Source organism: Mesorhizobium sp. LSHC412B00 (assembly GCF_000503035.1).
Lineage (GTDB): Bacteria > Pseudomonadota > Alphaproteobacteria > Rhizobiales > Rhizobiaceae > Mesorhizobium.
The window spans coordinates 30901-48615 of the sequence record NZ_AYWB01000028.1; the positions used below are offsets into that span (position 1 = coordinate 30901).

Here is a 17715-nt window from a genome sequence, read left to right on the forward strand (position 1 = left end):
AGAATAACTGGAGTGGTATCCAGGTCTATTGAAGAACCCATTCGTTCCAGCGCTGAATGAGCCGTTCGGTGTTGGTCAGGCCATCCGGCCCGATATCATTATACCACTGTCCATTAATGAAAACGCTGCTCTTCATGTAGTCAGGATGGGTAGTAAGTTTGCGGGCGACCTTATCCGGGAGTAGCTTAAAGGCGTTGCGGTTGGTGGGACCTTGGGGAAATATCTGACAGAATGCCGCTTGGCGGTCAGCGCGAGTAGTAAATTCAATATACTTCTGCGCATTCTGCACGTTCGGACCCCCCTTCGGAATTACAAAATAGTCCCATGTTAGCTTTGCCTGATTCCGATTGATCTCGATTGGTGCGCCCTGATCGATCAGAAGGAGGGCTCGTCCATCATATGATTGCGCGACATCAACCGCCTTATCATGCAACATTTGCTGGATCTCTGAGCCCGTGCCCCACCACTTACGGATATGCGGCTTGATCTTGTCCAGACTGGTGAAGATGCGATCGATGTCCATCGGGTAAAGTTGATCGGCGGGCACGCCATCAGCCAGCAGGGCTTCCTCCCAAGGCCCTTCCGATCCGTACGCCCCCGACACCAGCGTTCGGATGCCTGGAAACTTTTCGACATCCCAGAAATCGGCCCAGGTTATGGGCCTCGGCTTGCCGGCAGGAAACGATTCAGTATTGTAAACCATGTTGTACGAATAGACGGGCCAGGCGATGCCGGACGGTTGCTTGGCGAAGTCATACATGCCGTCTAGATCTTCCTTCTTGTAAATCGAATAATCGATCTTCTCGAGGAGGCCTTTTCCCTCTAAGGTAAGCACAGAACCTTGCCCCACAGCGCCAACGTCAAGCGTAACGTTGCTCGATTTCACCATCAACTCAATCGCGCCAGGGTTTGCATCCTCGGTGATCGGAGTCACCTTGATACCTGTCTCAGCTTCGAATGGTTTGACAAAGGCCTCGATGGTGGCTTTACCCACATCGCCGCCCCCAACCGTCACCCTTAACTCACCCGATGATTGCGCCGAAGTCGGGCGAGCGGAGGACAGTGCGCCGGCCGCGATAGCCGCCGAGGTCGCTTGCATGAAACGTCTGCGATTTAGCCAAAAGCTCATTTTAGTTCCCCATTTTTTAGTGGCCCTGACTTCCGACTGCAGAAAGCCAGCATCGGCTCGACCCCGTTCACCCGAAAGCCCATGCCATAAGGCGGGACTCCAGCGCCGCAATCTTGTCAGAGATGATGGGTGGCACGGGAGTTTTCGTCAAATACAGTTTACATATAGCGTCATCTAGGAGCGAGATGCACTGATGACCTGAGACCCGTGTTCCCACCAGTTTAATGGAGAGTCCGGGGCACCTTGCTCCGATACCATTATCTGGACCGCCGGAAGGTAGAGTTTCCCGGCTGCGATCATGGTTGCTCTGAGACGAAGTTTGGAGCGCCGGAGGCTGGAATTTTCCGGCTGCGATCATGGTGACGGGCTGGCAGCGCCACCGAGATTTTGCAGCGCGACCGGAACGTTATATCCGATTGCTCTGTGATGACGAACCTCGTTGTAGTATCGACGCCAATCCTCCAACTTTTCACGGGAATCTGCAAGCGTCAGGAACCAACGCGCGTTTAAGCATTCAGCCCTGAGCTTGCTAGCCTCGATATAGCCGTTGTCGGCGGGCTTCCCGGCCGTGAGAAATTGAGCGTGACGTCATTGGCGTAAGCCCACAGATCAAGGTCGCGCGAGATGAACGATGAACTCACTGCCATTGTCGACCCTGATTGTCTTCGGATAGCCAATCCGGCCGCATACACGTTCGAGTGCACCACATCCTCGCCGCGATAAGTGAAGCGCGGATCGGTCGCCGGACAATAGCGCGAATGGGTGTCGACGATGGTCAGGATGCGCATCTTGTTGCCCGTTGCAAGCTGGTCATGGACAAAATCCATCGCCCAAACATCGTTCGGTCCGACAGCATCCTGGCATTGTAAATCCTGCCTGTCTTCTTCATTTTGACGATCCATCCCTCCACGCGAAACAACACATGGACTCGACGGTAGCCGTAGCGAATTCGCGTCTCGCATATCTCCCGGATCCGTCGTTCGAGCGTGGCCTGACCGGTGCGGCGAGATTTGTAATGGTAGGTGGAGGTGTCGAATGTCAGCGTCTTGCAAGCCCGCCTGATCGATATCCCCATTCCGCCAGCATCCCGTCGACCAGCTTGCGCTTCCAGGCAGGCCTTAGATTTTTCGGCGGAAAATCCTGCAGCATCTCCCGATCGACCGTCAGGTCGGCAACGATCTTCTTCAGGCGCCCATTCTCATCTTTCAACGCCTTGAGCCGGCGCATTTCATCGGGCAGCAAGCCGGCATACTTCTTACGCCAGTTGAAATACGTCGCCTGGCTGATCCCGGCCTTGCGGCAGATCTCCGCCACGCTCACGCCATCTTCGCCCTGCTTCAAAATGAACGCCTTCTGCGCGTCCGAAAATTTCGATGCCTTCATCATTCCGCTCCTTCTCCCAGCCGGGAAAATACAGCGAAAAACTCCAACCAAAAACGATCCAGTTATCGGGGATCAGAGCAAGATCCTTCAAGCCACGCTCGAGAACAAAAACGGAGACCGCACCGCGGACATCCATTCTATCCATGCTTCGTCCTGATTCGACTTTGCTAAGGCATCATGCGCGATACAGCGTGGACGGTGTTTGGCTAAGTAGTTCTGCACCACCCTCTGTCACTAGAACGTGAGCGCCAGCTCCGAATAGATAGCCGTTTTCGCTGCACAATATATTTGGCATATGCAACGTCATGCCGGACTTCAGGATATCCTCCGCGCCCGGTTCCAAGCTCAGGTCACCGCGCTCAGTCCAATTGATGCCAGTCTGGTATCCAGTTCGTTGGCGAAAGACTCCCTTTCTCCCAGATCGCTTCAGCACGTCTCGGCCGGCAGCGTCGACTGCCGCCGCGGATGTGCCCGGCCTAACTGCGGCAATGAGGGCGTCAATGACCTCTTCGGCCAAGGCGTGTAGAGACTCAGTCTCAGGATGTCGACCAAGCACAGCGCACCGGACCATCCCCATGGTGTATCCGTGTTTTGATGCGCCGATTTCCAAAAAAGCCGGCTCGTTATTACTAATTGGATGCTGAGATGGCGGGCCATGCGGCAACTTCGTTCGTTCCCCGAACAAAATGGTGCCGCCAGAAAGCCCAACCTCCCCGCCAGCGTTGCTGGTGTCTGCCCTGACGGCCGCCGCCATAGTCGCCGCCATCTCCAGTTCGGTAACACCTTCGCGTAGCGAGCTTTGGAAGGTTCGCACTGCCAGGTCAGTCATGCGCATTGCGTCGCGCATGCACTCGAGTTCTAGCTCGCCCTTTACCGCTGCCACCGAAGAAACTAGCCGAGTCGCATCAGCGATCTTTAAGCCGGGAAGCTGCGCCTGAAGCGCATTGACATCTGCCACCGCGAGGTTCCAGCAGCCAAGCTCAAAACCGATCCTCTTGCCTTGGAAGCCATACCGACGGAGGACATCGGCACACACTTTCCCAAAATCTTGCTGGTGGGTATAAGTAACCACTTCATGAATACAACTATACGAACGAACCGCTTGCTCGTCATACTCTCGGACAACAAATATTGGCGACCGACCGGGCACCATGATCAAAGGAAACGGTGCGAAGTATCCACCACTGCCATCATATCCGCTAAGATACCGAAGATGGCCATGGGCAGTCACTACAAGTGCGTCTAGCCCCGCACTCGCCACTGCCGCCAGCACATTGAGCTGCCTGCGCTCGTACTCGGATTTCGGGAACGGGACACCCGTCAAAGGAATACCTGAGGACATCGTCGTCATATCTCACCTCAATGATTTGCCATGTGCGGTTCGGTTACGCCACAGTACGCATCGGACCGATGTTCGAAGCTATTGCTTAACGTTCGGATTTTGATCCAGGCAGACATTCAAACGTCCTAGCGGCTTGCGTCAAATGCAGTTTCTATATCGTCGTCATCTGGCGGCGAGATGCAGCTAAGACCCAGCCATCGAGATGAGATAATTCCTGCTCCGCCACACATTCAGTCCGCGGTGAAGTGCTTGCTAACTGCGAATCATAAAATCGTAAAGAGAGTGAATGGGAGCCGGCGAAGAGACTGTTTTTTGTGATTATTGTTTGCGGCCTGATGGCGCGCTCGACGATATTGGAGTTGATTTCGGCCCCCGTCGATGAGGAAATGTTCGAGCACCGCAAGACGTGACGTAGCATACCGGATCGCTTCGGCCAGTTTTGACTTTCCGGAGATGGGAGGCAATTCCTTTTCCCATAGCCTGAACAGGTCGGCAACGATCGCCGCGGACCGATCCTGGTGCGCATTTCGCTGATTGTGAGCAGCCATTTCACGCGATGGTGAGCGCTCATTTCACTTGATCGTGAGCATGTTTTTCACGCGATCATGAGCGGCCGCTTCGACCGTCCCTGTTCATTGATTCAGGTGTTTGCAGCTGCGTCAAGAGCGTGGACGCGAGCGTTGTGTTTTCGCATGCTTTCTCCGGTGAGTTGAAGGCGGTGAGCGTTGTGAACGAGCNAGAGCGTGGACGCGAGCGTTGTGTTTTCGCATGCTTTCTCCGGTGAGTTGAAGGCGGTGAGCGTTGTGAACGAGCGATCCAGAATCGCGTCGCCGAGGGTGGGATCGCCGATGACGTCGTGCCAGTGTTGCACGGGGATTTGGCTGGTGACGATGGTCGAAGCGCGGCCATGGCGATCATCGAGGATTTCCAGAACATCGCGGCGCTCGGCCGCATTGAGAACCGACAGGCCCCCAGTCGTCGAGGATGAGGAGTTGGGCGCGCCCGAGCGTCTTGAGCAAGCGGCCATAGCGCCCGTCGCCGCGCGCCAGCGCGAGCGCCTCGAAGAGACGCGGGACGCGATGATAGAGCACCGATCGATTGTCGCGGCAGGCTTTGTGGCCGAGGGCGCAGGCGAGCCAACTCTTGCCCAGGCCGGTCGGACTGGGCTCATAATGCCCGTTATCAGGATGGCGAGGCAAAGAAGATTGTCCGTTACGCCTTTCATCCACGTTCGGGCGGGGAGATTTTCGTCACAGGCCGTCAGCGTTATTGCGGTGAGCCGGCCTATGTCGGGCGACAACCGGATGGCAGCCTGGCGCTGATTCCGATCTGGATGACGGAAGAGATCGCCCTGACGATGGCGGTTCGCGAGGCGCCCCGTTTTCCCCTTTCATGCCTGCGCGACCTGCGCCGCGAGGTCGATGCATGTCTACGTTTTCTGCAGAGCGACTCACGCCAGCCAGGAGACGACCATGCAGCGCAGGCAATGCCGAACCGACCAGCCAGACCTGTTTTCCAAGAAGGCTCCGCCATCGAGTCTTCCAGGCGAAGTCCGGGAACGCACCCTCCCGCTGATCGAGACCTTGCTGAGGGAAGCGGTGGTGAGCCAGACGGGACGGGAGGCAGATCATGAAGATCACCGCTGAACATCTCGCGCGCGGTGCCTATGTCTATGTCCGGCAGTCGACGGCCGATCAACTCGTCAACAATCCCGAGAGCCGGCGACGCCAATATGCCTTGCCGAGCGAGCGCGGTCCCTTGGCTGGAAAGACGCCATCGTCATCGATGAAGATCTCGGTCGTTCAGGGTCTGGCATCAGCCGTCCGGGCTTTGAGAAGCTTCTGGCGGCGATCTGCGAAGGTCGGGTTGGTGCGGTCCTCGCCATTGAAGCCTCCCGGCTGGCCCGCAATGGCCGGGACTGGCATACGCTCATCGAGTTTTGCGGCCTTGTCGGAACGCTCATCATCGATGAGGACGGCATCTACGAACCGCGTCATCCCAACGACAGGCTGCTGCTCGGCATGAAGGGCACGATGAGCGAACTGGAGCTTTCGATCCTGCGGGCCCGCTCGATCGAAGCCCTGAAGCAGAAGGCACGACGGGGCGAACTTTTCCTGACGGTGGCGATCGGTTACGTCAAGTCGGGCCGGAACCGGGTCGAGAAAGACCCGGACCTGCGGATCCGCGAGGCGATCGATCTTGTATTCCGGCGTTTCGACGAACTGCAGAGCATCCGGCAGGTGCATCTGTGGTTGCGCCGCGAGGGCATTATGCTCCCTGCCGTAAATTACACGCGCGCGGCGGACAGGGCGATCGTCTGGAAGCTGCCCGTCTACAATACGGTGCACCACATTCTCACCAACCCGATCTACGCCGGCGCCTATGCGTTCGGGCGAACCTGCAGCAAAGTCACCATAGAGGCCGGACGCAAACGGATTTTGCGTGGGATCAGGCGCGATCGCGCCGACTGGGAGGTCTTGCTCATCGACCATCACGAAGGTTACCTGAGCTGGCACGATTTTGAGAGGAATCAGCGCCTGATCACGGACAATGCCACAAGCAAAGGCCTGGTGCCGCGCGGTGCTCTTCGCCGGGGCGAGTTGCTGCTCGGCGGTCTCTTGCGCTGCGGCCATTGCGGCCGCAAGCTGCATGTCTCCTATTCCGGCAGCAACGGCAATACGGGGCGCTATCATTGCCGCGGAGCGCAGGTCAACCACGGAACCGACCCGTGCATCGGCTTCGGATCGTTGCGGGTCGATCAGGCGGTCAGCGCGGAGGTTCTTCAACGCCTTCAACCGCTCGGCATGGAAGCGGCGATCAAGGCCATCGAGACCTCCACCGTGCAGGCTGGAGAGAAGCGGCGCCATGTGGAGCTCGCACTCGAGCAGGCACGTTATGAAGCCGCCCATGCACGCCGCCAGTATGACGCCGTCGACCCGGACAACCGGCCTGTAGCAGGCGAACTGGAGCGACGCTGGAATGCCGCGCTCGTAGCCGTCCGCGAGCGTCAGGACGAGCTTGACGCGCTCGACCGCCACAAGCCTGAGGCTCTGGGAGAAGAGGAACGGCGGAGCCTGCTGCGCATGGGCGCCGATCTCGAACTGGCATGGCATCATGGCAACGCCACCGCCACCACGCGCAAGCGGATCATCCGTGCCGTGATCCGCGAGATTGTCGTCGCCATCGAAGACGACCACATCAAAATGCTGGTGCATTGGCAGGGCGGCGACCATACCGCGCTTTCGGTCAGGAAGAACAAGGCAGGCCATCACCGTTGGGGCGCCCCGCCGGACATCGAGGACCTGATCCGTGCCCTGGCACGCCAATTGCCGGATAGAGCGATCGCATCGCTTCTCAACCGGCTCGGCAAAACCACGGGTCGTCTGAACGGATGGACGCAGTCCCGTGTCTGCACTTTCCGCAACCAGCACGACATCGCCGTCTACAAAAAGGACGAACGGTCGGAGCGCGGCGAGTATACATTGCAGGAAACGGCTGCGAAGCTCGGCCTGCGGACAATGACCGTGCTGCGCATGATCCGCGCCGGCGATCTGAAGGCCGAGCAGTATTGCAAGGGTACGCCCTGGATCATCCGTCATGAAGATATCGAGCAACTCGATATCCAGCACCAATCCGGCAGGAGCGGACACAGTCCATTATCACAATCACAGGATCAGCAGATCCAGCTTTTTCAATAACATAGCGAGGTGTGCATTATGTCGTGGGATCGGTTGCGCCGGTGACCAGAGATTCTCGTGGCGGTCGATCCAGTCGCCGGCGACGAGCCTGGCGAAGACGGCGCGGTCGATGCCGCGCGGGGTGCGCAAATCGACATCTTCCACGCATGCGCTCTGGCGCAGCGCAGCGAATTTGAGCCGCGTCGTGAGCCGTTTGGTGTCGCGCTCGGCGGCTTCGCGATCGACAAGAAGCCCGATGCGCTCCTCGAACGACAGGGCATCGAGGTCCGGTGTTCGTCGCTGCTCCTCGAAGGCCTTGGCCATTCCGGTCAAGCCGAGTGCGATGAGCCGTTCATGGGTGGGATGGGTGAGCATTGGGAACTCCATGGTTCAGTGGAAATAGCCCTGACCGCGGATGTTGCCGTGGCGCAGGGGTTGGTGGTCGGGCGTCTCGTCGAAGAAAGCGCGATCGAGGCCGTTCTTGAGGATCGAACGGATCGAGGCGACGGAGCGAGCCTTGATGAGGATGCCGCGTTGGCAGGCTGCATCGACGCGCGCGTTGCCGTAGCTCTTGGTCAGCGCCAGGATGCCGAGACAGGTGCGAAAGCCCTGTTCGGGATGCGGCCGGTCATCGATGACGGCCTCGAAGAAGGCTGCGGTGGAAGGACCAATCTTCTCGCCGGCCGCGATCAATCCTCCTGGCGTCCACTTGCCGTAGCGGCGATGCGCGCTCGGCATATGATCGGCAACGGTCGTATGGCCCCGCCGGTTGGGCGCACGGGCGTGGCTGGCGATCCGCTGCCCCTTGTGGAAGACCTCGACGGTGTTGTCGGCGATGCGCACATCGACGAGCTCGCGAATGAGGCGGTAGGGCGTGGAGTACCAGTGCCCGTCGACCTCGACGTGATAGTCGGGCGCGACGCGGCAACGCTTCCAGCGCGCAAAGACGTATGGCTGGTCCGGCAGTTCTCCCAGCTTGGGCCTGTCGATCTCGGCGAAGAGTTCGGCGCGGCTGGAGCCGAAGCCGCGCATCTGGCGGGCGTTGAGTTCGGGGACGAGCAGGCGGATGGCGACGTTCAGCTCCGCCAGGGAAAAGAAGCGCTGGTTGCGCAGCCGCGCCAGCACCCAGCGCTGGGCAATTTGCACGGCGACCTCGACCTTTGCCTTATCCTTTGGGCGTCTCGGCCTGGCTGCGAGAACTGCGGTGCCGTAATGGCTCGCCATCTCGGCATAGGTCCGGTTGAGACCGGGGTCGTAGCGATCGGGGTTGGTGTCGGCGGCCTTGAGGTTGTCGCAGACCACGAACTTCGGCACGCCGCCCAGAAAGGTGAAGAGGTTCGTGTGCACGCCGATCCAGTCGGACAGGCTCTCGCTCGGGCACGCCTCGGCGTAAGTGTAGTTCGAGGCGCCCATCGTTGCGACGAACAGCTTCATGGGGTGCGCTTCGCCGGTGACGGGATCGAAGATGTCGATCGTGTCGCCGGCGAAATCAACAAACATCTCGCCGCCCAGATGTGTCTGGCGCATCGTCGGGCGCGCGCGCTCTTTCCAGGCCTCGAAGGTCGTGCAAAACCAGGTATAGCCAAAGCCGTCGGGATTAGCGGCGCGATACTCGTCCCACAGGAGCACCCGCGTTACGCCGCGGCGGCGTAACTCCTTCTCCACATAGCTCCAATCGGGCACCGGCCGCCGGGGGCTTTGCGAGGCCGCCTTCGGCGCCGGGAAGAGCAGCAGCTCGAGGCCTTCGTCATCCATCCCTTCGGGCAGCGGCCAGCTCAGCCCAGCAAGACGGGCGCGCCGCAGATGACCATGCACGACACCATTACTCACCCCGAGCGTGTGCGCGATGGCACGCTCGGTCAGGCCCTGGACATACCTTAGACGTAAAACTTCTCGGATCCGGCGCATCGACAATCTCTGGGTTGGCATCAGGCTTCCTCGTTTTGAACGAGGCATCCTGTAAACTGGCTGAGTTGTCGGCCGAAGTGTCCCGCACCTCCGAAAAGGTGCTCACGATCATCTGAAATCGTTGCTCACGATCGTCTGAAATCGTTGCTCATGATCCCGTGAAATCCGTGCTCATGCGGTGAAATCCGTGCTCACGATCGCCTGAAATACGCATCCTGGCGTGCAGCCATGCGAGCCATCGGATAATGGCCCCGGATCTCATCCTCTACCTTCCACAAGCCGGCCATCGTCGTGACCGTCTGTGACGCCAGACGCGAAGCGCCGCTGATGTGCAACTCATAGAAGCGCCGGCGTAGATGCGCCCAGCATCCTGCGAGCGTCATGGCATCATTGGTGCCAGCACTTGCCTTGGCCAGCTTGGTGTAGGCGTATCCGTCAACCTGCAGAATGCCGGTGAAGCCCGCCACGTGCCGTGCGACACACTCGCTGCCGCGACTGTCTTCGAAGCGATACGCCACCATGGGCGGCGCTGTCCCGCCAAACGGCTGATCATCTCGGGCGTATGCCCATAACCATGCCTTCCGGACTTTGCCCCTGCCCGGCGCAAGCGTTGGTAGCGACGTCTCGCCCGCAAACACCCTTTCAGCTTGGCGGATGCGCTCCAATAAATAATCGGCCAGCGGCCGAAGCTCGAAGCCAATCTTGCCATCCATTGGGCCATCAGCGCGCGGCTGAGTTCGACGCCATCGCGGGCATAGATGGTTTCCTGTCGATAGAGCGGCAGCCCCTCGGGCAAATTTGGAGACTGCGACCTGAGCCAGAAGCCGCTCTGTGGGAATGCCGCTCTCGATGATGTGGGCAGGTGCCGGCGCCTGGAACACGCCGTCATGGTTTCTGTAGGCATATTTCGGGCGGCGGGTGACGATCACCCGGAACTTCGCCGGCGTGACGTCCAGACGTTCCGACACATCCTCGCCGATCAGCAGCCGATCCAGGCCCTCGCAATCCTCAGGCACCTCCGGCTCGATGATCTGCTCCACCCGCTCAAGATGGGCGGCAAACCCCTTGCGCGGACGTGGTGCGCGCTTCGCACGATCTGGGGCTACAGCTTCCAGATCCGCAACCGCGTCGCCGACGCCGCTCTCGGCCTCCTCGAACACGAAGGCACATTGCTCGTCTGTCAGACCACTGATGCCCAGCCGCTCCGAGCTCGTGCCATAGCGCGACCGCTCCAGTCTTCACAATCGCCGTCAGGGTGGCGATACGTTCGTCGGCGGCCTTGATGCGCGCTTCTGCCGCTCCGCCCGGCTATCAGAGATCGCGATCCGCTCGGCCGTATGGCGTTCGTTTCGCGCAGCCTGGTTGTCCAGAAGCGCCGCCTTTTCGGTCAGCGCCAGGACCATCGCCTTCAGCGCGTCAACGTCGTCGGGAAGGTCTGCGGCAGCCGTCTCCCTGGCTGACATCACAACACAAGAAAGACCCTTTTTCCCAATCATTTCAGAGCCATGATTCACTTTGCCTCAGGTGCGGCTCATCGGAGCATGGTAGCCCAGCCGACCAGCCGACAGCCAGAAATTTCGATATTGGCAACGGAGTTGGCTGCAATAGGGAGTGGTGGAGGTCCGCTTAAGGAGGCTTCTGGCTCCCAAAGCCCCTTGCCCGTCAGTTTGAGGCGGCCGTTTCAGGGATGGTAGCGTTGAGCAGGAAACGAGGGAAATCGCGTCCCTCGCAGTCCACGGTCTTCCCTCGAGCCCCCACCACTTCCGGTCCCTGCACTCACGTACCAAGATCATCGGCTCAGTAGCGGAAACGTGCAATGACGTTATCCACCGGCACTGCCATAGCCCGCTCTAGGTTCGCCCAGTAATACTCGGCACTAGCGAGTAGCTCCTCGCTCTGGGCAGGCGTGCGCTCCGCCTTCCAGTATCTGATCAACGCGAGCATGGTGAGCCTGGCGAGAGCCGAAACTGGCAAAAGTGGAAGTTCTGAATCATTTATCGGCCGGCTCTGCTCGTACCCAGCGACAAAGGCAAAGGCATCCTGCCAAGGATGATCCTGAGAGCGGCCGATCAGGTGCGCGACCGTGTTGGCAGGGTCAAAGATCACCGCGCTATGGACAGTGTCACCAAAGTCAAGGATGGCCTTCACGAAGACATCGCTGTGCGGGTCCACCACGACATTGTTGGGAGCGTAGTCACCGTGGATCACTTGCATTTCAAGGCTGGGGAGCCTCGGTAGCACGACTTCTTCGAAGAGCTTGAAGACCCGTTGAGCCAGCAGTCGGTGCTTAGAGTCTGGCGCGCACTCAACAAGTCCCGCCCAATCGAGAAAGTGCCTAATGTCGTAGACTAAGCTGCGCCCGGCAGCTGGATGCCTAAATGATCGCAGCGCAATGCTTACTCGCCCGAGCATATCTCCCACCTTGGTCAACTGCTCAACGTTGGCATCCAATTGGTCCCATAACAGGCCTTCGACAAAGCAGAAGACGCTGAGTGTTCGACAGGTGCCATCCCCTACGTCGATTGGAACGCAATCCCTTCGGTCAAGGGCAGACTTGATCCGCTGGATCGGCAAGGTGTGAGCGGCATCATGAAGATAACGCATCGCAGCAATCTGCAGCGCCGTAACTGGTTCGGGTTCGTCAGACGGTGACACCTTTACGAGGTATTCATTCGCATCGGTCTTAAGCCTGAACGTATGGCCTTTTTCACTGCCCAATCGCTCAAAGTGTCCACTTAGCCCATAATCGCTCTCAAGTATGTTTTTCAACAGCAAGGCGTCGATAGATTTGCTTGATGAGAGCAGGCTGCTCTCCTCTAGGAGCCGTTGCAACACCACGCCAGGTGATCTATTCACGTCATTAGAGCCTTCTAAAGAAGCTGTTTCGCTACGATGGCAAAGGTCTCAAGGAATCGGGACACATCGGCAGCGGTGAAAGCGACTGGAGGGCGAACTTTCAACACGTTGCCCGCAGGGCCGGCCCGGCTGATCAGAACTCGACGGTCGCGGAGGTGTTTGATGATCCGTTCGCAACGAATGGGATCGGACTCGAGCGTCGCTCGGTCCTTGACGATCTCGATCCCAAGATACAGGCCGCCGCCTCGGATTTCCGCAACATAGGGAGAATCCCTTGTCAGCGTTTCAAGCCCTGCCAGCAAGGTCGCGCCATTCACGACAACGCGTTCACGCACGTTCTCCTGCTCAAACACATCGAGCACTGCGGACGCCGCAGCTACAGAGATCGATCTGCCACCCAGTGTGTTGAAGTAGCTGACCTTCTGTCCGAATTCGTCAGATACCTCGGGGCGAAAGACGACGCCAGAGATGGGGAAACCGTTCCCCATCGCCTTACCCATCGTGACGATATCAGGAATGATCCCATGGCGACTGAACCCCCACATCGAATCACCGAACTGAGCGAACCCCGATTGAACCTCGTCAGCAATGTAGAGGCCACCAGCGGCGTGAACCTCGTCCACCATTGCCTGCATGAAGCCGACTGGGTGAGTAAAAATGCCGTCGGAGGTGAAGGCAGAGTCGGCAATCAAGGCTGCTAGCCTGTATCCATGCCGTTCGAGATCAATAATTGCGGAACGCACTTGATCCCACATATATTGCTCAAGAGATCGTTCAGCTCCGCAAAGCCTTCGGTCCGGAGCGTCAATGAGTCGGACGTTCGGTCCGAGCGGGGATCCAACGCCTAGCATTGGGGAAAAACTCGCAACTTCACGAGTGCGACCGTGAAAAGCCCAACGAGTAGCTATGATACCCTCGCCGCCCGTATGGAACCTCGCGACCCGAATTGCCAGATCATTTGCTTCGGATCCAGTGCAGGGCAAGCTTAACTTCGACAGCTCAGCCGGGAATGTCGCAAGTAGCCGCTCAGCATAGGCAACCAATGGCTCCTGGGGGTAGCGTGTATCATTATTGACTGCGGCAATCTGGCGAGAAACGGCGTCCACAACATGCCTGTGGGCGTGACCAACGCCCGGAACGTTGTTATACGCGTCGAGATAGTCATTGCCGTCGCTGTCTATTAGGTGGGCACCAAAACTCGAGACAAACTCCACCGGAATCGTCTCGGAAAACTGGTAGCCGGGACCGAGCACCGTGCCCCGGCGTCGGATGATGTCCTGGAGTCGTTCAGACAGGTCGCTGATACCACACGCGTCGATCAGCTTAGGGTGGCGCGCGGTCATCTCAGCCTGCCAGCGAACGATCGAAGAACCCCACCGGAGATTCCGTCGGGCCAGCTTCTATCTGGCGAATAGGAGCAACGCTCCGCATAAGAATTGCAGGTTTAACCTGGACGCAAGATTTTGCAATCGTTACGCTATCTGCTGCAATAAAAAAGCATTCGATCATTCGGAGCGCCCTGGCGGCTGCTATCAAAGTCATGTCTTTGATCAGCAATAGAAAGCCGGCGGCCGCGGCCGTCCAATTCAGTTTGCAGATTGTTGTCTTCTCGCGACGAGATGACAACATGCGGGCGGCGGTCGGAGCCGTGCGCGCTGCCGTGAGGCGCACGGATTTATCAGGCTGCGATGCATACCGGCGCAAGGCGACGCGAGGTTTGGTTGGGGTTTCAAGCACACCCATCATAAGACAGGCGAATCCTCAGATTTGAGTGCGGCCCCCGACCTATGCGACTGGCGATCGATCAAGACTTCAATGCCGGATGCTGATCGCCGTTAGAGGAATAGCTGAGGACATCGTCGCCATTCGGCTACGCAACTTCTACGCATCCAAGACGGTGAAAATTACGCCATTCTGTTCAATGCTCGCCCTCGCTAAGCATAGGCAAGGCTCCGGGTTACCCAGAGCCACCCCCGAATTCAGCTCACGGGGCCGGCCCACCTTCATCCTAAAAGTACGGTCTAAGCGACCTTTGTCGCCGGCGTCGGCTGGATAAATTTCGATCGCGCAACGCTGTACCGGCCGTCGACACTGATAGGCACCTCGCCCTCAATGGTCGCGCGACGAACGACGCGGCGTTGGTCGCCGCAATCGTTGGTTGCACAATGCATCGTTGCTCGATTGTCCCAGATCGCGATATCACCCTGCTTCCACTTCCAGCGCACCGTGTTTTCCTGCGCGGTGACATGAGACTCAAATAGATCGAGTAGCCTTTGGCCGTCATATTTGGATATGCCGACGAAACGCGTTACATAAACGCCGAGCACAAGCGTGCGCTCCCCGGTTTCGGGGTGGACGCGTACGACTGGATGCTCTGTCTCGATTATCGGTCCAGTATGGGGCTCGGTAGAAGACCTGAGATAAGATCCGGGGAAGCTGTGAACAGCCCAGAGTTCGTTGGCAAGTCGTTGCAGCGGCAACGGTAAGTCGAGATATGCGGCCGCGGTGTTTGCCCAGACGGTGTCGCCGCCGACTGGCGGGATCACAACGCCTCGCAGCACCGCGATCTTGGGATAGGCGTCCATGCAGGACCAATCGATATGCCAAACGTAAGCCCCGATATCGCCACGTGCGGAATCAATGTCGAAAATCCGCGTCGTTCCTTCCGGATACGGCGAGGGCTTCCCGAATCGCAGAGCAAAACGCTCCTGCCCAGCGTCGTCGAGATGACCCTGGTCGCGGAAGAAGATGACCTTGTGCTCAAGCATCAGGCCGTTTATCGCAGCAATGGCTTGGTCCGGCAAATCGGCCGACAGCTTGATGTTCTTGATTTCAGCCCCGATGCGCGCTGTGCATTTAACAACATCGGCACGTGGAATAAAGTTGTTGATCAAATCTATTTTACTCATAGCGGCGTTCTCCTTTTTCGATGCAAAGCTAATCCAACCGGGCCGCAAAAATCTCCGCCCGCCCCGTTGCGCCCGGGGATGATGATCGAAGCTGATTTTTCTCAGAAGAAGCGCGCCAACGTGGCGCTTGGCAAGTACTTCCAAATTCTGTGGTATATATCCTTGGATGGGCATCACGGCCAGAGGCTCTCGCGGACTCGAACTCGACGGTATGGCTTGCATACTGTTGTCTCCCTGCTGTCTCCTGTTCGCTGGGGGGGTAGTGTTACCGCGTCTCCAGTCGCACCGCATCCTATCACTCCTGGTGGGTTGATCTCACCCGGGCGAGATCGGCGCGTCGTCTCGACTGATGTCATGGGATCGTGGTCGAGTAGCTCAGCCATTGGGCTTTCACAGATCCGGGCGGGCGGATTTCCCGCACCCGCCTCTTCGCGAGGGTACCTGCGTCATATGCGTGCTTGGCCCAGTTCGAGTGATGCGCGGAGGCAAAGAGTTTAGATCCTTATACATGAGGACCAAAAGCTGGAGCCTCTCCAACGCATGGAAGCGGGCGAGACCGTTAGCAAGTTGGCAGATGAGGTTGGCATCAGTCGCCACCGTCTTTACGAGTGGCGTGATCATCTTAGGCTTCATGGCAATCTGAAGTCACTTCGGCGCGGCCGGCCGGGCAGATCGACAGCAGGACGGGCCGGCCCATTTGCAGAGCGCGGTCGACGTGCCGGCACCTCAGGAAAAGGCACTGACAAAGGCCAGGCGCCGGATCAGGGAATTGGAGCAGAAAGTCGGGCAACAGCAGCTCGATCTCCATGTGATCGCGAGCCTTGCGGCACTTGGCGGAAGCATCGTCAGAGCAGCGCTCCTGGCGAGACGGGATCTTCAAGGTCATCGAAAAGAACGACCGCCCCGGCGCAAGGCGAATTCAATATCGATAGATGTGGTGGCCACCTCATGCTCAAAGCATCGCGATGGATTGCTCTTCAGTAACCCTTTTTCTCTTCATCAGTCCGGAGGCAAGAAGCCGCAGATTGTTGCTATTCGCCCCGGGCCGGAAATGCTGCGATTGACCAATCGATTAAGCCGACCGCACGCTGAAGTAGCGCCTCGGGCCGAGCACGGTTGGGCGAAGTGGCGATGACATGGGCGATGCGGTCTCCAGAATGGCCTTTTCTGATGATCGCCGTCTTGGGTTCAACGTACAATTTTACCTCCGCAACACCTGGTGCGGCAGCCGCCCGACTCGCGCCATCGATCCAATCGAGAGTGCCATCGCATTCGGGAATTAGGTACCGCGCGGCCGCAGTGTGCAAATGTTTGCTGGCCCCCAACCCAGGCCGAGAGCTTTCAAACATCTCAGCGAGACATCGGCGACATGCCTATGCTCTTATCACTCAGCTGGGCCGGATAGAAATGCCCGCGACAGGACGTGCTCTACGAGCCAACCAAACTTGCAAACATTCCTATCCCCCTCGGAAAACCAGAGGGTCGTTTGAGATAGGGAGCGTAAAACCCCGCCGAGAGCATCGGATGATCAGGAGGCAACGTGGAGAACCCCCCAGCTGCGCCTCGGCAATTTTTCGAGGAACAAAGACAAACTTGTACCGCAATCGAATCGAATTCAGTGGTAGCGTAATCCCATGTCAGTTCGACATTATGAGCGATTTCGTGAATAGCAATAAAATCATAGGCACCGAATCGGTTAGGCACGATCGCTAGATTTGGATTACAAGAATGATTCGAGAGGACAACGGGCTCCTCGAATGTAGCATGAACGTTCCAGTCAGTTTGAATGCTATATATTGTCCTCTCTTCCTCAAGTCTGTCGATTAACCCAATCATGACTACCTCTCCCGGAAGGAAATGACGGGAAGAAAAGACGCCGCGCCCCCGGTCGATTCCTGTATCGGCGATCTTTACATTTCTTTCATTTATTATTCTCGCGCATTCAGCATCATCATCCAATATAGAATAACTTTTTCTTTTTATCTTGTTCGACAAAGCAGCGATCCTTTGGTAACGGGAGTATTTAAGGCTTTCCGCTTATTTCTGGCCCAGAACCGGAAATATCGTCGCGATCAGGTTTTCGGACCTTCGAGCGCCCGTCGATGGCGGCTGGAGGTACTGGTTCGACAACGAAGGCATTCAATATGTGTGCCAATTCAGCTGACACGAGCTGAAACAAGAGTCTTCTCGTTGCTGTTCAGCCATTTCTCTCGATGCAGCACATGAAAAAGGCTGCCAAACGGTGTGGCGGACCTGACAAACCCGACACAAAATGTCGGAAGTGGATCGGAGTTGTCTATGCTGGCTGGACGGAGAACCACAATGCCATCGGTCGCACCTCAATCAATCCGGCAAAATGAAGTCTGACGTCGACCTTTGCCACTCAGTTTAATGTTGGGTTCCCTTCCCTCCATAGGTCAGTGCGCAAAGCGATGAGCGTCTCTGCGGATGAGATTGCCGCCCATAGCAAGGATCATGGCGTGGAGAGACGTCGGTGCGCTGCTCGTAGTG

The 17715-nt window shown here is 58.0% G+C and carries 15 protein-coding genes and 6 pseudogenes; 3 read left to right on the forward strand and 18 right to left on the reverse strand.

From position 1 onward, the window contains the following. Positions 1-25 precede the first annotated feature (25 nt). The 7 genes and pseudogenes from X757_RS136635 to X757_RS1000000167360 form a co-directional block, all read right to left on the reverse strand. Positions 26-1129, reverse strand: coding sequence for an ABC transporter substrate-binding protein (locus X757_RS136635; RefSeq protein WP_031251703.1), 1104 nt, complete (start codon positions 1127-1129; stop codon positions 26-28). Between the two features lie 354 nt (positions 1130-1483). Further along, positions 1484-1669, reverse strand: a complete 186-nt coding sequence (locus X757_RS1000000169870; RefSeq protein ID WP_373432866.1) for an integrase core domain-containing protein — start codon at positions 1667-1669, stop codon at positions 1484-1486. Next, a complete protein-coding gene (locus X757_RS1000000169875) occupies positions 1636-2091 on the reverse strand; it encodes a DDE-type integrase/transposase/recombinase (RefSeq protein ID WP_373432865.1) in 456 nt (151 codons plus the stop codon). Before X757_RS1000000169875 ends, X757_RS1000000169870 begins: the two co-directional genes overlap by 34 nt. Beyond that, a pseudogene (locus tag X757_RS1000000169880) lies at positions 1995-2512 on the reverse strand (transposase); the annotation flags it as partial. The pseudogene X757_RS1000000169880 and the gene X757_RS1000000169875, both read right to left, overlap by 97 nt. Positions 2513-2687: 175 nt before the next feature. Further along, positions 2688-3863: a Xaa-Pro peptidase family protein gene (locus X757_RS136630; RefSeq protein ID WP_023727969.1), complete on the reverse strand. Its 1176-nt coding sequence runs from the start codon at positions 3861-3863 to the stop codon at positions 2688-2690. Positions 3864-4005: 142 nt separating this feature from the next. After that, positions 4006-4387, reverse strand: a pseudogene (locus tag X757_RS1000000169230) (transposase); the annotation flags it as partial. 126 nt (positions 4388-4513) lie between these two features. Beyond that, positions 4514-5014, reverse strand: a pseudogene (locus X757_RS1000000167360) (ATP-binding protein); the annotation flags it as partial. A gap of 312 nt (positions 5015-5326) precedes the next feature. Here X757_RS1000000167360 and X757_RS1000000168340 point away from each other — a divergent pair. Beyond that, complete coding sequence (locus X757_RS1000000168340) at positions 5327-5500, forward strand: hypothetical protein (protein WP_156933500.1); 174 nt, start codon at positions 5327-5329, stop codon at positions 5498-5500. 135 nt (positions 5501-5635) lie between these two features. Beyond that, positions 5636-7552 carry a recombinase family protein gene (locus X757_RS01000000165425; protein ID WP_245275132.1) on the forward strand — a complete coding sequence of 639 codons (1917 nt, stop codon included), beginning with the start codon at positions 5636-5638 and terminating at the stop codon, positions 7550-7552. A gap of 31 nt (positions 7553-7583) precedes the next feature. Here X757_RS01000000165425 and X757_RS0135250 read toward each other — a convergent pair. From X757_RS0135250 to X757_RS136600, 8 genes and pseudogenes are all read right to left on the reverse strand, one after another. Then, positions 7584-7906 (reverse strand): annotated as a pseudogene (locus X757_RS0135250) (ATP-binding protein); the annotation flags it as partial. A gap of 15 nt (positions 7907-7921) precedes the next feature. Beyond that, a complete protein-coding gene (gene istA / locus X757_RS136620; protein WP_031251708.1) occupies positions 7922-9460 on the reverse strand; it encodes an IS21 family transposase in 1539 nt (512 codons plus the stop codon). 170 nt (positions 9461-9630) lie between these two features. After that, entirely contained in the window at positions 9631-10674 is a 1044-nt protein-coding gene (locus X757_RS01000000165430) for an IS66 family transposase (protein ID WP_084629741.1), read from the reverse strand. A gap of 15 nt (positions 10675-10689) precedes the next feature. Then, the gene (locus X757_RS1000000165930) at positions 10690-10953 is read right to left on the reverse strand and encodes a hypothetical protein (RefSeq protein WP_156933501.1); all 264 of its coding nucleotides are present in this window, start codon (positions 10951-10953) and stop codon (positions 10690-10692) included. Positions 10954-11236: 283 nt separating this feature from the next. Next, a complete protein-coding gene (locus tag X757_RS136615) occupies positions 11237-12295 on the reverse strand; it encodes a phosphotransferase enzyme family protein (RefSeq protein WP_198024438.1) in 1059 nt (352 codons plus the stop codon). A gap of 14 nt (positions 12296-12309) precedes the next feature. Beyond that, positions 12310-13638 carry an aspartate aminotransferase family protein gene (locus X757_RS136610; RefSeq protein WP_023727981.1) on the reverse strand — a complete coding sequence of 443 codons (1329 nt, stop codon included), beginning with the start codon at positions 13636-13638 and terminating at the stop codon, positions 12310-12312. A 1-nt stretch (position 13639) separates the two neighbouring features. Beyond that, entirely contained in the window at positions 13640-14041 is a 402-nt protein-coding gene (locus X757_RS136605) for a hypothetical protein (RefSeq protein ID WP_023727982.1), read from the reverse strand. Positions 14042-14316: 275 nt separating this feature from the next. After that, a complete protein-coding gene (locus tag X757_RS136600) occupies positions 14317-15204 on the reverse strand; it encodes a TauD/TfdA family dioxygenase (protein ID WP_023727983.1) in 888 nt (295 codons plus the stop codon). 540 nt (positions 15205-15744) lie between these two features. Between X757_RS136600 and X757_RS1000000169885 the strand changes: the two are divergent. Further along, positions 15745-15810 (forward strand): annotated as a pseudogene (locus X757_RS1000000169885) (helix-turn-helix domain-containing protein); the annotation flags it as partial. 16 nt (positions 15811-15826) lie between these two features. On the opposite strand, the gene X757_RS1000000165940 reads toward X757_RS1000000169885, so the two are convergent. The 3 genes and pseudogenes from X757_RS1000000165940 to X757_RS1000000167365 form a co-directional block, all read right to left on the reverse strand. Continuing rightward, positions 15827-16090, reverse strand: coding sequence for a hypothetical protein (locus tag X757_RS1000000165940; protein WP_023727985.1), 264 nt, complete (start codon positions 16088-16090; stop codon positions 15827-15829). A 145-nt stretch (positions 16091-16235) separates the two neighbouring features. Further along, a pseudogene (locus X757_RS1000000168725) lies at positions 16236-16608 on the reverse strand (hypothetical protein); the annotation flags it as partial. A 24-nt stretch (positions 16609-16632) separates the two neighbouring features. Further along, positions 16633-17199, reverse strand: a complete 567-nt coding sequence (locus tag X757_RS1000000167365) for an SET domain-containing protein-lysine N-methyltransferase (protein ID WP_156933502.1) — start codon at positions 17197-17199, stop codon at positions 16633-16635. Positions 17200-17715: the final 516 nt, after the last annotated feature.